This window comes from Arthrobacter sp. P1_B11, assembly GCF_056406715.1.
In genome coordinates this window covers 49,644-67,841 of sequence record NZ_JBFTZQ010000024.1, presented here as the reverse complement: position 1 = coordinate 67,841, position 18,198 = coordinate 49,644, and the positions used below count along the sequence as shown (strand labels likewise).

Annotated in this window: 12 protein-coding genes; 2 read left to right on the top strand and 10 right to left on the bottom strand. The window is 65.2% G+C overall.

The window, feature by feature from the left end; all coding sequences use genetic code 11:
- On the bottom strand, window positions 1-630 hold a 630-nt coding region (locus AC1D14_RS17300; RefSeq protein WP_476968881.1), incomplete at its 3' end, for an L-lactate permease.
- A 138-nt stretch (window positions 631-768) separates the two neighbouring features.
- On the opposite strand from AC1D14_RS17300, the gene AC1D14_RS17295 reads away from it, so the two are divergent.
- Window positions 769-1,461 carry a GntR family transcriptional regulator gene (locus AC1D14_RS17295; protein WP_476882261.1) on the top strand — a complete coding sequence of 231 codons (693 nt, stop codon included), beginning with the start codon at window positions 769-771 and terminating at the stop codon, window positions 1,459-1,461.
- A 467-nt stretch (window positions 1,462-1,928) separates the two neighbouring features.
- On the opposite strand, the gene AC1D14_RS17290 is transcribed toward AC1D14_RS17295, so the two are convergent.
- The 7 genes from AC1D14_RS17290 to AC1D14_RS17260 form a co-directional block, all read right to left on the bottom strand.
- Window positions 1,929-2,936, bottom strand: a complete 1,008-nt coding sequence (locus AC1D14_RS17290) for a LacI family DNA-binding transcriptional regulator (RefSeq protein WP_476968884.1) — start codon at window positions 2,934-2,936, stop codon at window positions 1,929-1,931.
- A 92-nt stretch (window positions 2,937-3,028) separates the two neighbouring features.
- Window positions 3,029-4,018, bottom strand: a complete 990-nt coding sequence (locus AC1D14_RS17285) for a carbohydrate kinase family protein (RefSeq protein WP_476882260.1) — start codon at window positions 4,016-4,018, stop codon at window positions 3,029-3,031.
- A gap of 241 nt (window positions 4,019-4,259) precedes the next feature.
- The gene (locus tag AC1D14_RS17280) at window positions 4,260-5,609 is read right to left on the bottom strand and encodes a hypothetical protein (protein WP_476882259.1); all 1,350 of its coding nucleotides are present in this window, start codon (window positions 5,607-5,609) and stop codon (window positions 4,260-4,262) included.
- Between the two features lie 117 nt (window positions 5,610-5,726).
- The gene (locus tag AC1D14_RS17275) at window positions 5,727-6,773 is read right to left on the bottom strand and encodes an ABC transporter permease subunit (protein ID WP_476968880.1); all 1,047 of its coding nucleotides are present in this window, start codon (window positions 6,771-6,773) and stop codon (window positions 5,727-5,729) included.
- On the bottom strand, window positions 6,766-8,298 hold the full coding sequence (locus AC1D14_RS17270) for a sugar ABC transporter ATP-binding protein (RefSeq protein WP_476968879.1): 1,533 nt from the start codon (window positions 8,296-8,298) through the stop codon (window positions 6,766-6,768). The genes AC1D14_RS17275 and AC1D14_RS17270 overlap by 8 nt, the downstream gene beginning before the upstream one ends.
- Window positions 8,299-8,372: 74 nt before the next feature.
- Window positions 8,373-9,335: an ABC transporter substrate-binding protein gene (locus tag AC1D14_RS17265; RefSeq protein WP_476968878.1), complete on the bottom strand. Its 963-nt coding sequence runs from the start codon at window positions 9,333-9,335 to the stop codon at window positions 8,373-8,375.
- 166 nt (window positions 9,336-9,501) lie between these two features.
- A complete protein-coding gene (locus AC1D14_RS17260; RefSeq protein ID WP_476968877.1) occupies window positions 9,502-10,557 on the bottom strand; it encodes a LacI family DNA-binding transcriptional regulator in 1,056 nt (351 codons plus the stop codon).
- A 534-nt stretch (window positions 10,558-11,091) separates the two neighbouring features.
- Between AC1D14_RS17260 and metH the strand changes: the two genes are divergently transcribed.
- Window positions 11,092-14,742, top strand: a complete 3,651-nt coding sequence (metH, locus tag AC1D14_RS17255; protein ID WP_476968876.1) for a methionine synthase — start codon at window positions 11,092-11,094, stop codon at window positions 14,740-14,742.
- Here the strand turns inward: metH and AC1D14_RS17250 are convergent.
- Together AC1D14_RS17250 and AC1D14_RS17245 are read right to left on the bottom strand one after the other, a co-directional pair.
- Window positions 14,732-17,587, bottom strand: a complete 2,856-nt coding sequence (locus AC1D14_RS17250) for an ATP-binding cassette domain-containing protein (RefSeq protein WP_476968875.1) — start codon at window positions 17,585-17,587, stop codon at window positions 14,732-14,734. The two genes, metH and AC1D14_RS17250, sit on opposite strands and share 11 nt — an antisense overlap.
- A complete protein-coding gene (locus tag AC1D14_RS17245; protein ID WP_476968874.1) occupies window positions 17,584-18,141 on the bottom strand; it encodes a hypothetical protein in 558 nt (185 codons plus the stop codon). The genes AC1D14_RS17250 and AC1D14_RS17245 overlap by 4 nt, the downstream gene beginning before the upstream one ends.
- Between the last annotated feature and the right edge of the window lie 57 nt (window positions 18,142-18,198).

The following is an 18,198-nucleotide window of genomic DNA, read 5'->3' as shown; positions in this document are numbered from 1 at the left end:
GACGAGCAGCAGCGGCACGATCAGGGCGACAAAGGGTGTTTGCCGGCCGGCCATCGAGGACAGATCGTGCAAGGGCAGGCCGGTGACCCCGTTCAGGGCAATGATGGGAGCAGCCATGGCACCGAAGGCCACCGGGGCTGTGTTGGCAAGGAGCGAGACAACGGCGGACTTGAGCGGTTTCATGCCGGCGGCCATCAGCATCGCAGCGGAAATAGCCACGGGTGCGCCGAATCCGGCAAGGGATTCAAGCAAGGCGCCGAAGCAAAACGCAATCAGGATGGAGAGGATGCGCAGGTCGTTGGAAATGGACCGGATGGTCCGGCCGAGGACTTCGAACCAGGGCGTGGCCACGGTGAGCTTGTAGATCCACAGGGCGTTCACCAGGATCCACAGAATGGGGAAGAGGCCGTAGAAGATTCCCGCGGCGGTTGCGCTTAGCGCTTGGTCGAGGGGCATGCGCCAGCCGAGGACGGCGAGGAGCAGGGACAGGACCAGGCTGGCTACGGCCGCCTTGGCTGCCTTGACCCGAAAGACGCCCAACGCGACGAAGAGAAGGACCAGGGGAAGGGCCGCGCACAGGGCCGAGAGCAAGAGGGATCCGGCGATGGGGTCGAGGATCTGCTGAAACATGAGTCTCCAGATTGTGTGAGGCGTCACATCGGTGTGAGCGCCCAACGATTGTCTAACAAGTACACATGCCAGTCAAGGCCACAAGATCTTATTGTCTGGCAAGATTAAGAAAAAGGGTTCGCCCAGAAACGGAGTCCAGTGTCCGGCCGTATTGCAGCTGTGTCGATCGTAGAGGCGATCGCCTCGGACCTCAGGGTCCGGATTTTTGCAGGGGACCTCGGGTCTTCCCAGGCCCTCACCGAGACCGACATCGCCTCCTCTTACGAGGTAGCCAGGCCCACTGCCAAAGCTGCCATCGAGAAGCTTGTAGCCGAGGGACTGCTGGTCCGGGGCGTGCACAAGACCGCGCGAGTTGCCGACCTGGGGCCGGAATCCGTCCGCGACATTTATATCGCCCGGGCCTACATGGAGAGTGAAGTGCTCCGCAGGCTGGCATCCACCCGGACGGTGCCGGCGGCCGCTGTGCAGGCCAACAACGACATAGCTGCGTTGAATACTGGTGCGCCCTTGGACGTCGTGGAGCCGGACATGCGGTTCCACACTAGCCTGATCGACGCCGTCGGAAATGAACGCATCAGCAAGATGTACCTGTCATTGGTGGGGGAAGTCCGCCTGTGCATGTCCCGGGTGCAGTCACTGCACCTTCTGGACACAGCCCTGATCCAAGCCGAGCACCAGAGGCTCCTGGAACTAATCGAGGAAGGCCGCGGTGACGAAGCCGCCCGGCTGCTCGACGTCCATCTTGGGCGCGCCCGTGAACGGCTGGTCGCTGCTATGGGCGGCGAGGCGGGACCCGAAGCCCAGTTGCCGTCCGACCTGGTGGCGGAGTAGAGAGCCTCGCAACCCCTACGCCGACGGGGTCGCGGCTGCCGGAAGCAGCTTGGTTCGAATAAGGTGAAGAGCGCCGACCATCCGGCGGTCGTGGACGTCTTTAGCGGCACGAAGTCCTAGCAGTTCCGCTGTGACTATCAGGCTGTCGATTGTTGCATTGGGCCGCGATGTTCCCACATAGCTCCGAAGTTCAGCGTCCCCTGATGTCCGATTGCTACCCCCATTCACGGCTTCATTCTCCACCAGCGTTTGAAAACAAGCTGGGGAGTGCCTGCAAGCGGGGCTGTGCGTGACACCGAGTTTGCCTCCGTTAGGGTCTCAAGTAGGCGAGGATGACAGGCGGGGCATCCGGAAACGCCGCTGACAGGAGTGATTACGTCAACCCGATACGCCGTCATTTGAAGTCGTGCTCTAGCGGTTCTCGGCGGCCTCGAAGCCTGCCCGTCGTCGGAGGTGGCGCCGTACGCTCACCGGTCAAGGCGGGGCGGCGGAATTTCCCCTGATCCTCTGAGGACCAGCTCGCTGGGAACAATGTGGGTCCGCGGTTCCTGCCGGTCTCCGTTGAGCCGGGCCAGAATGCGTTTTGCGGCGACTCGGCCGATGTGCTCGGGGTGCTGGGCGACAACCGTTATGCCGGGGTCCAACATGTCCGAGAGGGTGAAGTCGCCGAACCCGACCAGGGCCACAGCCTTGCTCAGCCCCAGCTCCTTCAAAGCCTGCATGACACCGAAGGTGACCAGAATCTGTGCAGAGAAAATGGCAGTCGGCGGGTCATCGCCGGTCAGGAGTTCTCTGGCAGCGGTCCGGGCGGATTCCCCGCCACGAAGTCCTTCCAGGAAAGGAACGGTGCCGGTGGAAATACCTGCGCGTCCCAGCTCCTCGACAAACCCGCGCCGTCGCTCCCGGGCCGTCTGGATATCGGTGCGGCCCCCCAGATATGCGAGCCTGGTGTGCCCTTGGGAAATGAGGTGTGCGGCGGCCCTGGCCGCGCCCACAGCGTTATCGCTTACCACTGCATCGGCGTCGACACCGACTGGTTCCCTGTCGATGAAGACCATCGGAAGGTCCCTGGAATTTTCCGGCACCAGGTACCCCTGGCTCTTGGCGATCGGGGTCAGAACCAGCCCATCCACGCGCCTCCGAAGAAACGCAGTGACCAGCGCCTCTTCCCGTGCAGCGTCATCATCCAGGCTTGCCGACAGGACCGCTATGCCGTGGGTTGCAAGGACATCCGCCAGAGCCCGGTGGATCTGTCCATGAAACGGGTTAGCAACGCTGGGAAGCAGCAGACCGATGGATAGTGTCTCCCGGCCCGCCCGCCGCAGGCTCCGGGCTGCCATGTCCAGCTGGTAGTGCAGCCGCTGCGCGGCCTCCAGCACTTTCTGGCGGGTTGCATCGGAAACACCGGGCTCATCATTGATGACGCGGGAAACGGTTTTGATGCCCACACCAGCCAAGGCAGCCACATCCCGCATCGTTGGCCTGGCTGTTCCCCCCGCCCCGGAATAGGCCTTTACGCCGCGGTCAATGCTTTCATTTGCGTCGGCCATTGGCGCTGCCGTCTGGTTCACCGTACGTACTTGTAATTTGACGGGCCCATGAATGCTTCGCTGCTCAGCTCCTGTGCCCAGGGGGGATCGGCGCCGGGCCTGGAGCAGGTGATGGCCGCGGCCCTGTTGGCGTAGTCAAGCAGGTTCCGAAGTTCTTGGGGAGAAAGATCCCTCAATTTGTTCCGGGCGTCGGCGCCGAGAAGGTTCCTCATGTCCAGCCAAGCAAGCAGTCCGGCCATGAAGGAATCGCCGGCCCCGACGGTATCAGCCACCTCAACCTTCCGGGCCGGCAACCGTACCACCGTCTGGCCGGTGGCTATGGCCGGACCGACTGCGCCGCAGGTGATGGCCACCATGGCTGGTCCCAGCTCAAGCCATGCCTCCACGGTCTGATCAAGCGTCCTGTACGGGTACAGCCATTCCAGGTCCTCGTCGCTGGCCTTGACGAGATCGCTCGCCGCGACGAAACGCTCGACGTCCCGGCGGGTGTGGTCAGCATCCCCGCTGATCGCGGGTCGGCAGTTCGGGTCGTAGCTGATCGTGGCATGTCTGCGGGCAGCTTCTACGAGCGTGTAGGCAGTGTCGCAGCCCGGAGTGAGGACAGTGGCGATCGAACCAGTGTGGACATGGTGGGAGCTCTCGACTGCTGACAGTGCTGGAAGGGAGTCGCCGTCGAGGTCCCAGCTGATGTCAAAGCTATAGCGGGCGGCTCCAGCACGGTCGAGCGTGGCCATAGCAACGCTCGTCGGGGCAGACCCGCCGACGAGGGCGGCTACCCCATTGGAGATCAGGTGGTCCTCAACCATCCGCCCGTATCGGTCCTCCGCGTAATGCGTAACCAAGTTGGTCGTCATGCCCAGGCGTGCACAGCCGATCGCAACGTTTAGGGGGCTTCCGCCCGGGCGTGTGAGGGCCTCGGTTCCCGCTTCGTATGGGTTACTGATGATGTCCACGAGTGATTCGCCGATGACGGTCAGTTGGCGGGCATGGAGTGGAGTGGGCGGCATTGTGGTTCCTTTCAGGATGGGGCGGCCCGTGCTGGCGGGAGGATTCGTCATCTTCCGTGGTCAGTTCCCCTATTGCCATTCGTGCATTGCTGGTGTCGGCCAATGTGTCGTCGCGCTGGCGGGTTGCCAAGGGCCGAGGGTGGCGATACAGCCGCGGGCGCACAGGAGTCCTGGGGGTCTCCCCCCCCCGCTGGCGAGGAGCCCATTTCGTCTTGAGAAACGGGTACCATGCCTTGACGATTCATGCCCGGTGGGCCGTGGGTGCAGTCTCTAATTGGTCGGCCACGTGCTCCCAGCTGTCGGTGAACATGCCGTAAGCGGTCTTAATCTGGACGCCTACCGGGAGTTCGGGGCACTCGTTCTCGCCGTTGGTTCCCCAGTTGACCCAGCCGGATTGGCGGCGCTGGACAATCTGGAAGGCTCCAGACGGTGCAGACGTCCACCAGATCATGGCTCTGTCGAGTTCCGAGTGGAATTCTGCGGTCTTAGATGCTGGTCCCGGGAAGATGGTTTCGTGAGGCAGGGCTGAGACGTCGACGGGCGCTTCGGTGATGGCCCACTGGCGGTCGGGCAGATCCGCGAGCACGTGTGAGTCTGCCCGGACCCGGGCGAGGCGCTTGCGGATCTCATTGTTGTCCAAGGCGCCTTCCCAACTGCTGAAGAGGCGCCAGTAGAGGTCCCAGTGGGCGGCTTCAATATTGCCGCTGAGTTGGCGGCGGAATTCCTCGAATTTTGCGGTGTTTGAGGTTGAGGTGACGATGGTTTCGTCGACCATTTTTGCGAGTTCGGCCGCGTAAGGGTCCCCGGCGCGGTATCGGGTGCCGCCGTATGCTTGGAAGCGGTCGAAGACGACGTCGCCCTGGCCGGCCTCAAATTCATCGCCGACGGTGATTTTGTTGGTTATTGAGCGCCCGTTGATGACGGTCTGGAAGTCGTCCACACGGTAGCTGCGCGTGAAGTACGGGGTGCCGTGGGTGAATTTCCAGTCGATGGAAAATGTCTTGCCTTTGAGTTCATCGAGCAAGCCGTCCGGGATGGTGCCGTTCATCCGGTAGTGGTGCAGGACCGGGCCTCGTTCAATGATTTCGATGTCGACGGTGGTGTGCTCCGGCGGGTTGATGAGGCCATTCTCGGGTGTGAAGAAGGGCCCGTAGAAGCCGCCGATGGCGTTGTTGCCCGAGGGCAGCAGATCAATGCCTTCCTTCAGGGTTGCGAAGTGGCGCAGGCCCCATTTGGAAGAGCCCGTGCCCTCGGCCGTCCCTGAACACATTTCAAGGTCAAAGTATCCGGTGTCGAGGCGGACAAAGGCGTCGGGTTCAACGGGTTCCCGTTCCGTGATTCCCTCAACGTGTCGAGTTGCCGGCCCGGTCAGCGTGAGTTCGACGCTTCCCTCAAAGGTCGCGACCGTGATGAAGCTTGTCTTGCCGGGCACAGGGTTGGCGCGCAGTCGCTGGCAGGTGAGGGTTTCTCCGGTGTTGGTGGTCGCCGTCCAGAGGTCCTCCTGCAGTTCAGAGTCGACGGTGAAGGTCACAGGTTCGTTGGTCCGGCGGCCGGGAAGGGTGTCCTTCAGGACGATGGTGGGCAGAGCCACGGGCGTTCCTCTCGGTTGATTTGGGGTGCGGGCTGCCTGCCCCACCTTGCTCCCGTAAAAGCCGGGTTTGGTGGCGGGCTGGGCAGGGGTAGCTGTTCTGCTGCGTGGGGAGTAGGTTTATGCCGGTGTCTGGGCGGCGATGGCCCGGGACCACGGCATGCGGAGCGTGCGCTGTTTCAGGCTGTCGATGGCCACTGCCAGGATGATGACGAGGCCCTTGATCAGCAGCTGGGTGAAGAACTGGACGTTCATCAGGATCAGGCCTGTGCTCAGGACGCCGAGAATGACCGAACCGATCAGGGTGCCGTAGATCCGGCCTCGTCCGCCGATAAGACTGGTGCCGCCCAGGACGACTGCGGCAATGGCATCGAGCTCGTAGCCGGTGCCGGCCGTGGGCTGGGCCGAGACTACCCGGGCGGAGAAGATGACGCCTGCGAGCCCGGCGCAGGCCCCGGCGATGACGTAGACGGAGGTGAGGACGCGCTTTACGTTGATGCCGGCGAGTCTGGCGGCCTCGGCGTTGCCGCCAACGGCGTATACGTGCCGGCCGTAGCGTGTGCGCTCCAGGACGAACCACGCCACGATGTAGACGATGACCATGATCACCACGGGGACCGGTATCCCGGCCATGTACCCGTTGCCGACATCCCGGAAATTGAGGGTGTTGGAGACGATGGGCTGCCCGTCGGTCATGGTGTATGCCGCGCCGCGCAGGAATGTCATGGTGCCGAGGGTGACGATGAACGCGGCCAATGACAGGTAGGCGCTGAGCATGCCGTTGATCAGTCCGGCGGCGGCCCCGGTGAGGACGCCGACCAGGATCGCTACGGGTGCAGGCAGTCCGGCAATGCCGGTCATGACCGATGCGACGCCCGCGACGGCCAGGATGGAGCCGACGGAGAGGTCGATGCCGGCGGCGAGAATGACGAATGTCATTCCGGCGGCGAGAATCGCGTTGATCGAGATGGACCGGGCGATGTTGAGCAGGTTGTTGACACTCGCGAAATTTGGCGCGATGACTACCATCAGCGCCACGAGTGCGACCAGGACGACGAGGATGCCGACGCGGTCCCACCAGTACGCGAAGTCGAAGCCGCGACGGGGCGGCGGTGCTGCCTCTGGCCGGACGTCGGCGTCCTGTGAGTTGAGGGCCTTGTTAGTCATGGAATTCTCCGTTTGTCTGTGCTGCAGTACCGGTCGCGTGGGACATAACGTCCTCTTCGCTGGCGGTGCGGGAGTTTAGTTCGTGAACGATCCGGCCGGAGCGCATCACGAGGAGCCGGTCGCTGATGCCGATCGCTTCGGGCAGATCCGACGAGATGACCAGGATTGCTTTGCCGGCCCTGGCCAGGTCATTGATGACTTCGTAGATTTCGCTCTTCGCTCCGATGTCCACACCTCTAGTGGGCTCGTCGAGTATGAGCACGTCGGATTTGCGCATCAGCCAGCGGGCCAGGACCGCTTTTTGTTGGTTGCCGCCCGAAAGTGCGCTGACCGGCAGGCGCAGCGCGTTCTGCCGCAAATGGAGGCGTTCCATCTGCTTTTTCACCGCCGTCCGGATTTTGGCCCGCTGGAGCACCCCGGCGTTAACGTGGCTGCCCAGGGAGCTGACGGCGATGTTGTCCTCCACGGTATGGGACACGAACAACGCCTGGTCTTTGCGGTCCTCGGGAACCATGGCGATTCCCCGGGCGATCGCCTGGGCAGGGCTCGACGCCGATGCCACCTTGCCCTGGACGGTGACCGTTCCGCCGCGGGACCGGTCCGCGCCGAAGATCATCCGTGCAGTTTCGGTGCGCCCGGCCCCGATCAGCCCGGAAAGAGCGACCACTTCGCCCGAGCGCACGTGGAAGCTGACCGGCCCGATGCCGGCTCCGTCGGTGAGCTCCTTGACGTCCAGCATGACGTCTCCTGGGCTGTGCCGGTCGTGGTGGTACAGGTCATCGAGGTTGCGTCCGACCATCATCCGTACGACGTCGGGCGGGCTGATCTCGTTCTTTTCCCGGGTGCCGACGTATGTCCCGTCGCGGAAGACGGTGACCCGGTCGGCAAGTTCCCAGACCTCCTCCATGCGGTGAGAGATGTAGACGAGGCCGACTCCGGAGGCGCGCAGTTCGTTGATGATCGCGAAAAGGTGGAGGGTTTCGGTGCGTGAAAGAGCCGCCGTTGGCTCATCGAGGACGAGGATTCGGGCGTTCTCGCTGACGGCGCGGGCGATTTCAACCATCTGTTGCATGCCGATGCTGAGCTCGCCGAGCTCTCGGCGGGGGTCGACCCGTGCGCCGACCCGGGCGAGCTTTTCCCGGGCCTGGGAGATCATGGCACGCCGGTCCAGTGCTCCGAACCGGGTTACCGGTTCACGTCCGAGGGCCAGATTTTCCGCTACCGTCATCGCCGGAACGGTGTTCAGCTCCTGGTGGATGATGGCGATGCCATGGGACACGGCCTCCTGCGGGGAGCGGATGTCGATTTCGTTGCCGTCCATCAGGATGCGGCCCGAATCGCGGGCAACGTTCCCGGCCAGGATCTTCATCAGGGTCGATTTTCCGGCGCCGTTCTCGCCCATCAGGGCGTGTACTTCACCGGCCCGGAGGTCGAATTGGACGTTGTTCAGCGCGAGCGTGGCAGCAAAGCGTTTCGTGATGCCTTCGAGCTGTAGCAGCTGCTGGGGGGAGGGTGTTGTGGTCATGGTTGCCTATTTTCGGTCCGGCTGTGTGGGGCGGCTTCGGGAGTTCAGCGGCCCCACACAGGGATGGTGGAGCGTTACCAGCCCTTGTATTGGCTAACGGTGTCCCGGGTCACCAGTTCACTCGGAATCAGGATCGTGGTCTCCGTCGGGGGCTTGTTGTCGATGATGTTCTGGGCGACCTCGACGGCCTTGCGGACCATCTCGGCGGGGTTCTGCGTAGCGGTCCCGATGAAGGGCGATCCGGCCTGCTTGAGTTCGGCCACGGACTCCGGGCTTCCGTCCACGCCGGTGACCTTAACAGTGCCGCCCTTGTGGGCCTGCTGGACCGCCAGCACCGCGCCGAGGGCCGAGGGGTCGTTCATGCCGAAGATCCCCTGAACATCCGGGGTGGCAGTGAGCATGTCGGTGGTCACGGCAAGTCCGGAGGCGCGGTCGTTCTTTGAGGCCTGCTGACCGACAACCTTGATGTTGGGGAATTTCTTCACGACGTTCTTGCATCCGGTGATCCGGTCCCGGATCGTCTGGAGCGGGGTTCCGTCCACCATGAGAACGTTGCCCTTGCCGCCCATCTGCTCGAACAGGTACTGGCAGGATTTTTCGCCGGCCTGGACGGCGTTGGTCATCACCACTGCATCGGCGCTCTTGGCCGGGGTGTCCACGGCGATGACGATGATCCCGGCCTGCTTCGCCCGTTCAATCGCCGGCTGGATGCCGCTTTCATCCACGGCACTGATGACGATCAGGTTCACGCCTTGTTGAATGAAGGTGTCGATCTGGGAATTCTGGTTAGCCAGGTCAAGCTGTGCGTCCTGGGTGTTGGACGTCGCTCCGATCTTCGCGGCGGCTTCCTTGGCTCCCTTGTCCATGGCCGAAAAGAAGGGGTTGGACATGTCCTGGACCATGAGCCCGATTTTCTCGATTTTCTTCGGCTTATTGGCAGCGGGCTGCGCGTCGCCGGAGCTGCAGGCGGTCAGGCTGAGCGCGGCCAGTGTTGCGCTGGCGGCGAAGATTGCGGACTTCTTGGCGAGTTGATTCATTGTCGGATCTCCTTTGAACCGGAACCTGCCGGCCGTCGTAAAGCCGGTCAGGTCGGTGAAATAATTGGTTGGTGTTGTGCCGGCTCCCTTTGGGGCCGGGATCTTTCGGTTCGGTTCGAACATGATCACCGTCGGCGGGATCACCTTTTGTCGAACCAGGTTTGCCTCAGCAGCCGCAGGACCGCCGCACGATCAGGTCGGCGCTCACCTCCCGCCGGTCCTCGGGGCGGTAGTCGGGTGTAGGAGCCACACCGCGCCGTTCGGCATCGATTTGTCCGTCAAGGATTCGGGTCAGCGTCTGGGCGGCGAGAACGCCGATGGATTCGCTGTCCTCATCCACCACCGTCAGCGGCGGATCCAGCAAGGGGGCCCAGGCAAACTCGTCAAAGGCAATGAGTGCCACCTGATCGGGAACAGCGATCCCGCGTTGCTGGAGCACGGTGAGGACACCGTGGAGCAGGGGGTTGTTTCCCGCAATGATCGCCCTCGGCAGGGCCTGTCCGGGAGCATCCAGGTAGGCCGATAGCGACCGATGCGCCGATTCGGAGTCGTTTTCGGTCTCCAGCACCCGAAGTGAAGCGCCGTGCTTGGCGGCAGCCTCGCGAAGGCCGCGCTCCCGCTCTGCACGGGTGGACCAGCGGCCCGGATAGGCCAGGAAAAGCCAGTCCGTATAGCCGTGCTGGGCCAGATGCGCTCCGGCTTTCATGCTGGCCGCAAAGTTGTCGGTCAGGATGCTCGGAACTCGAGTCGCGTCCACCGGTGGTGCCGAGTCCACGAACACCACCGGGATGTCCCAGCTTTCGAGGAGTTTGATGTTTTCCGTGCTCAACGTCAGTGTCGTGATGATGCCGGCAGTCCGCGACTGGATCAGGTCCTGAACAGTGGCATCTTCCACCTCGGCCGTGTAGACGCCCTCCGCGGCGATGTCTGCCACGACGGCATTGCGGTTGGATCCGCGCAGGACCCGCTGGATGCCCTTCATGAGGTCCAGGTAGTAGTAGTTTGAGGTACTCGCCGTAATGACGGCGATGGAACTGCGCGTTTTCTTGCGGAGTTCCTGCGCAGCGCGGTTCGGAACGTAACCAAGCTCCCGGGCGGCCTTCAACACGAGCTTCCGGCTCGCGTCCGAGACATCCGCGCCGTTGCTCAACGCCCGGGAAACCGTGTAGGAAGACAGGCCCGTCACTTCGCTCAGGTCCCGCAACGTGGGTTTCTTTGCCATTTGCTCGATCGCCTCCTAATCGTTTAGGGGAAAGGCTCGGCGAACTCTCGTTCGCGTTACCTAAAGGATTAGGGTCAACGATAATGTGATTCTGTGCACACGTCAAGAAGCCGTCATTCACGAAGGCCGCACAGGCCGCAGCGGGGGCTGAAAGCAAGCTGGGGGCCCGTTCAGCCCGGGAGCTTTACGGAAGACCGGTTATCGGCGCCTCCCGGGATTCCTCCACGTGCCCTAACCGATGCGGTTCCCACCCTGCATGGCGGGCAATTGGCTGCGGCTGCATGCAGCAACTTGCGCCAAGGAGCCAATGTCCGCGGCGATCAAGGCGGAGTTGGCCGGGCGTCTGATCCGCGGAAGGTCGCCGATCGGCGCAAACGTATCACGAGTGCTCATGCTGGCAGGGTGTCGAATTCCGCTGTGACGCTGTGACGCTGTGGCGCGGGAAGCAGAGCAGCACCTCCCGGCCCACCACTCGCCGTCGTAGTACATGGAAAACACGGCGCAATGTTTCGAGCCCCGCCGTAGTCTGTTTAGATGCCTCGTTTTGCGCTTGATATTGAGTCCGTTCCCCGCCCCGTCCGTTCGCAGGAGCTGCTGGATGCCGTGAACCACCGGCTCGTCATTGCCGATGGGGCGATGGGCACCATGCTGCAGGGGCGCGAGCTGTCGCTCGAGGACGACTTCCTGGGGCTGGAAGGCTGCAACGAGATCCTCAACGCCACTCGGCCGGATGTCCTCGCGGACATTCATGACGCCTACTTCGCGGTGGGCATCGATGCAGTCGAAACCAACACCTTCGGCGCCAACTGGTCCAACCTCTCGGACTACGGCATCGACGACCGGATCGAAGAGCTTGCGCGCAAGGGCGCGGAGATCGCCCGCGAACGTGCGGAAGCAGCAGAAAAAGCAGACGGACGGATGCGCTGGGTCCTGGGCTCCATGGGGCCGGGCACCAAGCTCCCCAGCCTCGGCCACACCACCTACGACTACCTCAAGCAGACCTTCGCCCTGCAGGCCGAGGGCCTCATCGACGGGGGAGCGGATGCCTTCCTCATCGAAACCAGCCAGGACCTCCTTCAGACCAAAGCCGCGGTCAACGGCTGCAAGCAGGCGATCGTGTCCCGCGGCATCCGGCTCCCGATCTTCGTCGAGGTGACCGTCGAAACCACCGGAACCATGCTGATGGGATCCGAGATCGGCGCGGCCCTCACCGCGCTCGAGCCGCTCGGCGTCGACGCCATCGGCCTGAACTGCGCCACCGGGCCGGACGAGATGAGCGAGCACCTGCGCCACCTGGCGAAGCAGTCCTCCGTGGCAATCGCCTGCATGCCCAACGCTGGCCTGCCCGTCCTCGGTGCCAACGGCGCGCACTATCCGCTCTCACCCACCGAACTCGCCACCGCGCACGAGCAGTTCGTGCGGGAATTCGGCCTGGGCCTGGTGGGCGGATGTTGCGGTACGACGCCGGAGCACATGGCCGCCGTCGTCGAACGTCTTGCGCCCTTGCGCGCCAGCGCCGCTGTCACCAGCGGCGGGAGGGGCGCCGACGGCAGCCGCGTTCCCACCGAGCGTGAAGCGGGCATCGCTTCCCTCTACCACCATGTGAATTTCGACCAGGAGTCCGCGTACCTCGCCATTGGCGAGCGCACCAACGCGAACGGTTCGAAGGCGTTCCGCCAGGCGATGCTCGAAGAGCGCTGGGACGACTGCGTCGACATCGCCCGCGAGCAGGTCCGTGTGGGCGCGCACCTACTCGACGTCTGCATCGACTACGTGGGGCGCGACGGCGTGGCCGACATCAAGGAGGTCGTCTCACGATTCGCGTCGGCCTCCACGCTCCCGCTCGTCATCGACTCCACCGAACCGCCCGTCCTGCAGGCCGGGCTCGAACACATCGGCGGACGCCCGGTGGTCAACTCCGTCAACTATGAGGACGGCGACGGCCCGAACAGCCGCTTCGCGCGCATCATGCCGCTGGTGAAGGAACACGGCACCGCCGTGATCGCCCTGACCATCGACGAGCACGGCCAGGCACGCACCACCGAGGGCAAGGTGGCCATCGCCTCGCGCCTCGTCGACGCCCTGGTGGGCGAATGGGGGATGCGCGTCGAGGACATCATCGTCGACGCCCTGACCTTCCCCATCGCCACCGGCCAGGAAGAAACCCGCCGGGACGCCATCGAAACCATCGAAGCCATCCGCCAGATCACCGCGAAGTACCCCGGCATCAACACAACACTCGGCGTCTCCAACGTGTCCTTCGGCCTGAACCCGGCAGCGCGCATGGCCTTGAACTCGGTGTTCCTGCACGAGGCCGTGCAGGCCGGCCTGACCAGCGGAATCATCGACGCAGCCAAGATCGTGCCGCTCGCCTCACTGCCGGAGGAGCAGCGCAAGGTGGCCCTGGACCTCGTCTGGGACCGCCGCGAATACGACGCCGACGGCAACCTCACGTACGACCCGCTGGCCAGCATGCTGGATCTGTTCGCCGGCGTCGACACCGCAGCGCTGAAGGACCAGCGCGCCGCGGAACTCGCGGCGCTGCCCACCGGCGAGCGCCTGGAGCGGCGCATCATCGACGGCGAAGGCAAGGGCCTCGAAGAGGACCTGGACCTGGCCCGCGCCGAGGGACTAACCCCGCTCGGCATCATCAACGACTATCTGCTCGAAGGCATGAAGGTTGTGGGCGAGCGGTTCGGAGCCGGCGAGATGCAGCTGCCCTTCGTGCTGCAGTCCGCCGAGGTGATGAAGACCGCCGTCGCTCTGCTCGAGCCGCACATGGAGAAGTCGGATGCTTCGGGCAAGGGCACCATGGTGATCGCCACCGTGCGCGGCGATGTGCACGACATCGGCAAGAACCTGGTGGACATCATCCTCACCAACAACGGCTACAAGGTGATCAACCTCGGCATCAAGCAGCCGATCGCCGACATCATCGCGGCGGCCGAGGAACACGACGCCGACGTGATCGGCATGTCCGGCCTGCTCGTGAAGTCCACCGTGGTGATGAAGGAGAACCTCGCGGAGCTGCAGTCCCGTGGCCTCGCGAAGCGGTGGCCGATCATCCTCGGCGGCGCGGCGCTGACCCGCGCCTACGTCGAGCAGGACCTCGCGGGGCAGTTTGAGGGCGAGGTCCGCTACGCGAAGGACGCCTTCGAGGGCCTGTCCCTCATGGAGCCGCTGGTGCAGGTGGCCCGCGGCGCTGACCCCGCGGAGGTCGGCCTGCCCGCCCTGAAGAAGCGGATCCATAAAGGAGGCCCGAAGTTCAAGGTGACCGAGCCGGAGGCAATGCCCGGCCGTTCCGACGTCGCCGCCGACAATCACGTGCCTTCGCCGCCGTTTTGGGGCACCCGCATCGTGCGCGGAGTCTCGCTCCACGACTTCGGGGCGTTCCTCGACGAGCGCGCCACGTTCATGGGGCAGTGGGGGCTCAAGCCGGGCCGCGGCGAGGACGGCGCCTCCTATGAGGAACTGGTGGAACGCGAGGGCCGGCCCCGCCTGCGGTACTGGATGGACCGCATCCTCGGCGAGGGAATGCTTGACGCGTCCGTCGCGTACGGCTACTTCCCGGTGGTTTCCGAGGGGGAACAGGTGGTGGTGCTGCACCACGGGGAGGACCGCGACGGCGTCCTCGGCACCGCAGGCCTGCTCGCCCCCGACGGCGGCTCAGGCGGTCCGCTCGGCACCGAGCGGCTGCGGTTCGACTTCCCGCGCCAGCGCCGCGACCGGCACCTGTGCCTCGCCGACTTCGTGCGCTCGCGCGAATCGGGGCAGGTGGACGTCCTGCCGGTGCAGCTGGTCACCGCCGGCGGCAATGTCGACCAGGTGACTGCCAAGCTCTTCGCCGGCGACCACTACCGCGACTACTACGAGCTCAACGGCCTGGTCATGCAGCTCACCGAGGCGCTCGCGGAATTCTGGCATGCACGCATCCGCTCGGAGCTCGGTTTTGCGGCCGAGGAGCCGAAGGACAAGGCCGGCCTGTTCAAGCTCGACTACCGCGGTGCGCGGTTCTCGCTCGGCTACCCCGCGTGCCCGGACATGGAGGACCGCCGCAAGGTAACGGAACTGCTGCGTCCCGAGCGGATGGGCGTGGTCCTGAGCGATGAGCTGATGCTGCACCCCGAACAGTCCACCGATGCGTTCGTGTTCCACCACCCGGAGGCGAAGTACTTCAAGGTGTGAGTTGGTGTCGGTCCCTGCCCTGCGTCGATGGAGCCTGGGTGGAATGAGCCTGCCCGGCCTGCCTGTCCAGGCTGGAGACCGGCTTCACTCGCCGGAGTGCGGCGAGAATGGCCCGCCCCACGACGGCGATTCCGACGATCGTGGTGATGGCACGCAAGGTGTCCCAGCCCGCCGTCGACGTCACCAGCGAGTAGAGCAGGAAGCTGCTGAGGTTGGTGCCCAGCGGCGCGCCCGGCACGTAGGAGATGCCGGTGCCGGCGCCCACCGCGAAGGGCCAGAACCACAGGTTGGTCAGCAGGCCGAACAGGTAGGACGCCAGGATGCCGTAGCCGCACAGCATCCACAGTTCGGCTTTGCCCCGCACCCGCCGGGGAAGCAAGCCGGCCCCCGCGCCCACCCACGCGCAGGCGAAGATCTGGAACGGTGTCCACGGCCCGATGCCACCCCACAAGGCGCTTGAGAGGGCGATGGTGGCGGCGCCGAGGAGCATGCCGAAACGGGCACCGAACGCCCGGCCGGCCAAGATCAGCAGGATAAAGACTGCCTCCACGCCCCCGACGCCGGTGCTCGCCACCCGCACCGCGGAACCTACGGCGGCCAGGACGCCGAGCAACGCCACCGTGTGTGCGGAACGGACCGACCCGTCCATGCAGACAACGACGGCGACGGCGGCGAGCGGCGCAATGGCCAGCGCCGCGTACGGGAGGGCCGCAGCGGCATCCTCCGGAAGGGCCGCCGCCAGCAAAGGCCAGCAGAATGCTGCGAGAGCCAGAAGGTTTGCAGCTGCGAGAACTGCCAGCTCGACGCCCCGCGGCATCCGGATGCGGCGCCGTCTTTCCGCTCCCGGGGAGTCTGCTGGTTCGATGGCCCGCGGCCTTGGTCCGGTACCCGCTTGCCGGGAAAGCGGGAGGGGCGGTTCAGGTGCATTGGCCGGCACAGAAGAGGGCACGACGCCGTCACTCATCTGCAGGATCCGGGCGCCGAGGCCGTGGGAAAAGTCGAGGTCGTGGGTGGCGATCAAGACCGCCGCTCCGTCGTCCGCTGCCGCCCGCAGCGCTGCCGACACTGCTGTGCGCGCCGCAGGATCGAGTCCGCGAGTGGGCTCATCGATCAGGAGTACCTGGGGGTCGTCCATGGTCTGCAGCGCGATGGCAAGGATCCTGCGCTCTCCTGCAGAGAGATCCCGCGGATGCTCATGTCCAATGGGAATCCGGACGTCTCCCCGCAAACGGGCAAGACGAGATGCCGCGGCGCCAAGCGTGGGCTGTCCGCCGTTCTTTCGGCGCGTAAGGCGCCGATCCGCCGCGCGGAGCTCTGCTGCCACCGTATCCCTGGTGAAGAGGTCATCCGAGGCATCCGGGACGAGGGCGACGCGGCCGCCGTCGACCGTTCCGCCGTCGACAGTGCCTTCACCGGCTGTACCCTCACCCAGTGCGAGCGCCACAAGGAGGGACGACTTTCCGGCCCCGTTCGGCCCCACCAGGGCCACCACTTCACATCGGTGCAGGGTCAGGGATGCGTCGCGCACGAGCGACGTGCCCTTGCGGTGCACCGCGAGATTTGTCGCAGTCAGGACGGGCACGTGCCCGGTATCTGCAACGGGCGTTGGATGCGCAACCGTCGGGGAAGCGGATGGTGCAGCACCCGGCACCAGGGCGCCGTCGTCGATGGTCCACCACGAGTCGGCAACCGGGACGAGCCGCTCCGCCCGGTGCTCCGCCACGATGACGCAGACACCGTCGTCGCGGGCGAGGGCGTTGAGCACGGCGATGACGTGTCCGCGTGCCGCGGTGTCAAGGTCGGCCAGTGGCTCGTCAACCAGGAGCAGGGCCGGATGCTCCACCACCGCGGCGGCAATGGCCACGAGCGTTGCCTCACCCGCCGAGAGGGTGCTGACATTCCGGTCCAGCAGCGCCGACACTCCGATATGCTGCGCGACCTCCAGGACCCGGGCCTTGGCGGTCGTGGATGTCATGCCGCGCAGCTCAAGTGCGAGGGCGATTTCGTCCCGGACCCGAGTGGTGGCGAAGGCGGCGCGGGGATTCTGTAATACGACGCCGACGACGCGGGCGGTATCGCGGGGCGGCGCAGTGGCACGGTCCGTTCCGGCGATGCTAACGGTGCCGGAAATTTCTCCACCGTCAACGTGTGAGAGCAGGCCGGCGATGCCTCGCAGGATGGTGGACTTGCCGGAGCCCGTCGGCCCGGTAATGACCGTTATTGACCCGCTCGACGGCGTGAACCCGGCGACGCGCACCTGCGCGTCGCCGATGCGGAACTGTGCGTCCCGGACCAGAAGCGGTGCCTCGGTACCGCGGCCGGGTTGATGGGCTGCCCGGCTCCCGAAGCCGCGCAACTCCAGGGCCGCGGCAACCCGGCCGGCGTGCTCAAGGGTGCGCTCGAGCACGGGCACAAGGGCGCGGGGTCCGAAGCGTTCGCCCCGCAACCGAAAGGCCAGGCGTACGGAGGCCACGGCGTCGGAGAGCGCCGGGAGTGCCGCCCAGGCCACCACGAGCGTCCGGGCCAATCCCTGCAGGGGGCCGCCGCGGGCCAGGTGCACGAAACCGCGGGCCACGTCCACCCAAGCGTTGAGCAGGCCGAAACCGAGGATCATCCCGGCAATCGGCAGGGCGGACAGGACCGCCTCCCGCAGGCCAGGCGCCGTTACCGGACCGAGGAGGACCACATGGGCGTACGGGGCGGGCAGCGGCACCGCCGGCAGACTGAACAGGACCGGCTCACCAATGCCGGCCCCGTTGAAAAGGATGCGGTAGATGACCCGCGCCGCGATGAAGACGGCGGCGAGAGCCGCCGCTGCGCGTAACGGCGCGGGTCGAAAGGTCATGCCGCGGGTGCGGCCGGTGCGCCGTCCACCGTGTAAAGCAGCTCGAGGCTCTGGCCGGGGCTCACCTTCAGGGTGGCGAGGCCTTCCTGCGCGTATGCCCAGGCGCCGGAGGCCGGCTTCACCCAGAGAGCCCAGTAGGCGAAGGCGGCGGGCATCTTGCCGCAGTCTTCCCGGTACGTGCCGCCCTTGTGGGCGATGTCGAAGTCCGCGGCGGGCACACCGTTCACGCGGCAAACCAGTTCCTTGGGATATTGGGCAGTGCCCTCAGTCTTCACCTTTGCCTCCTCGAGCACCTTGGAAGCGGGAGTCGCCGCGTCGACGGGCACGCAAACGGATGTGTCAGCGGCAGCCTGCTTCAGGGCGCCCGAATCGACGATGACCTTCACGCCGGCGCAGGGTCCGGCCGCGGCGCTGGATGAAGCCGTTGCCGTCGACGCCGGGGCAGAGGTACTTGGCTGGGTGGCGGCCGGCGTGGAACAGGCGGCGAGGGTAAACAGGAGACCTGCGGCGGCGAGGGAGCTCGCGGCGGCGGTGCGGATCTTAGTCAAAGTCACGTGTCAAGGGTAGGGCGTTCCTTGTCCGGATCCGGACGCGTTCGCGTTGTGTGACGT

What these genes read in the sequence shown, in the direction of transcription:
- AC1D14_RS17265 (WP_476968878.1), bottom strand. Translation starts at nt 9,335, where the DNA reads ATGAATCAACTCGCCAAGAAGTCCGCAATCTTCGCCGCCAGCGCAACA.
- metH (WP_476968876.1), top strand. Translation starts at nt 11,092, where the DNA reads ATGCCTCGTTTTGCGCTTGATATTGAGTCCGTTCCCCGCCCCGTCCGT.
- AC1D14_RS17270 (WP_476968879.1), bottom strand. Translation starts at nt 8,298, where the DNA reads ATGACCACAACACCCTCCCCCCAGCAGCTGCTACAGCTCGAAGGCATC.
- AC1D14_RS17260 (WP_476968877.1), bottom strand. Translation starts at nt 10,557, where the DNA reads ATGGCAAAGAAACCCACGTTGCGGGACCTGAGCGAAGTGACGGGCCTG.
- AC1D14_RS17285 (WP_476882260.1), bottom strand. Translation starts at nt 4,018, where the DNA reads ATGCCGCCCACTCCACTCCATGCCCGCCAACTGACCGTCATCGGCGAA.
- AC1D14_RS17290 (WP_476968884.1), bottom strand. Translation starts at nt 2,936, where the DNA reads ATGCGGGATGTGGCTGCCTTGGCTGGTGTGGGCATCAAAACCGTTTCC.
- AC1D14_RS17250 (WP_476968875.1), bottom strand. Translation starts at nt 17,587, where the DNA reads ATGACCTTTCGACCCGCGCCGTTACGCGCAGCGGCGGCTCTCGCCGCC.
- AC1D14_RS17275 (WP_476968880.1), bottom strand. Translation starts at nt 6,773, where the DNA reads ATGACTAACAAGGCCCTCAACTCACAGGACGCCGACGTCCGGCCAGAG.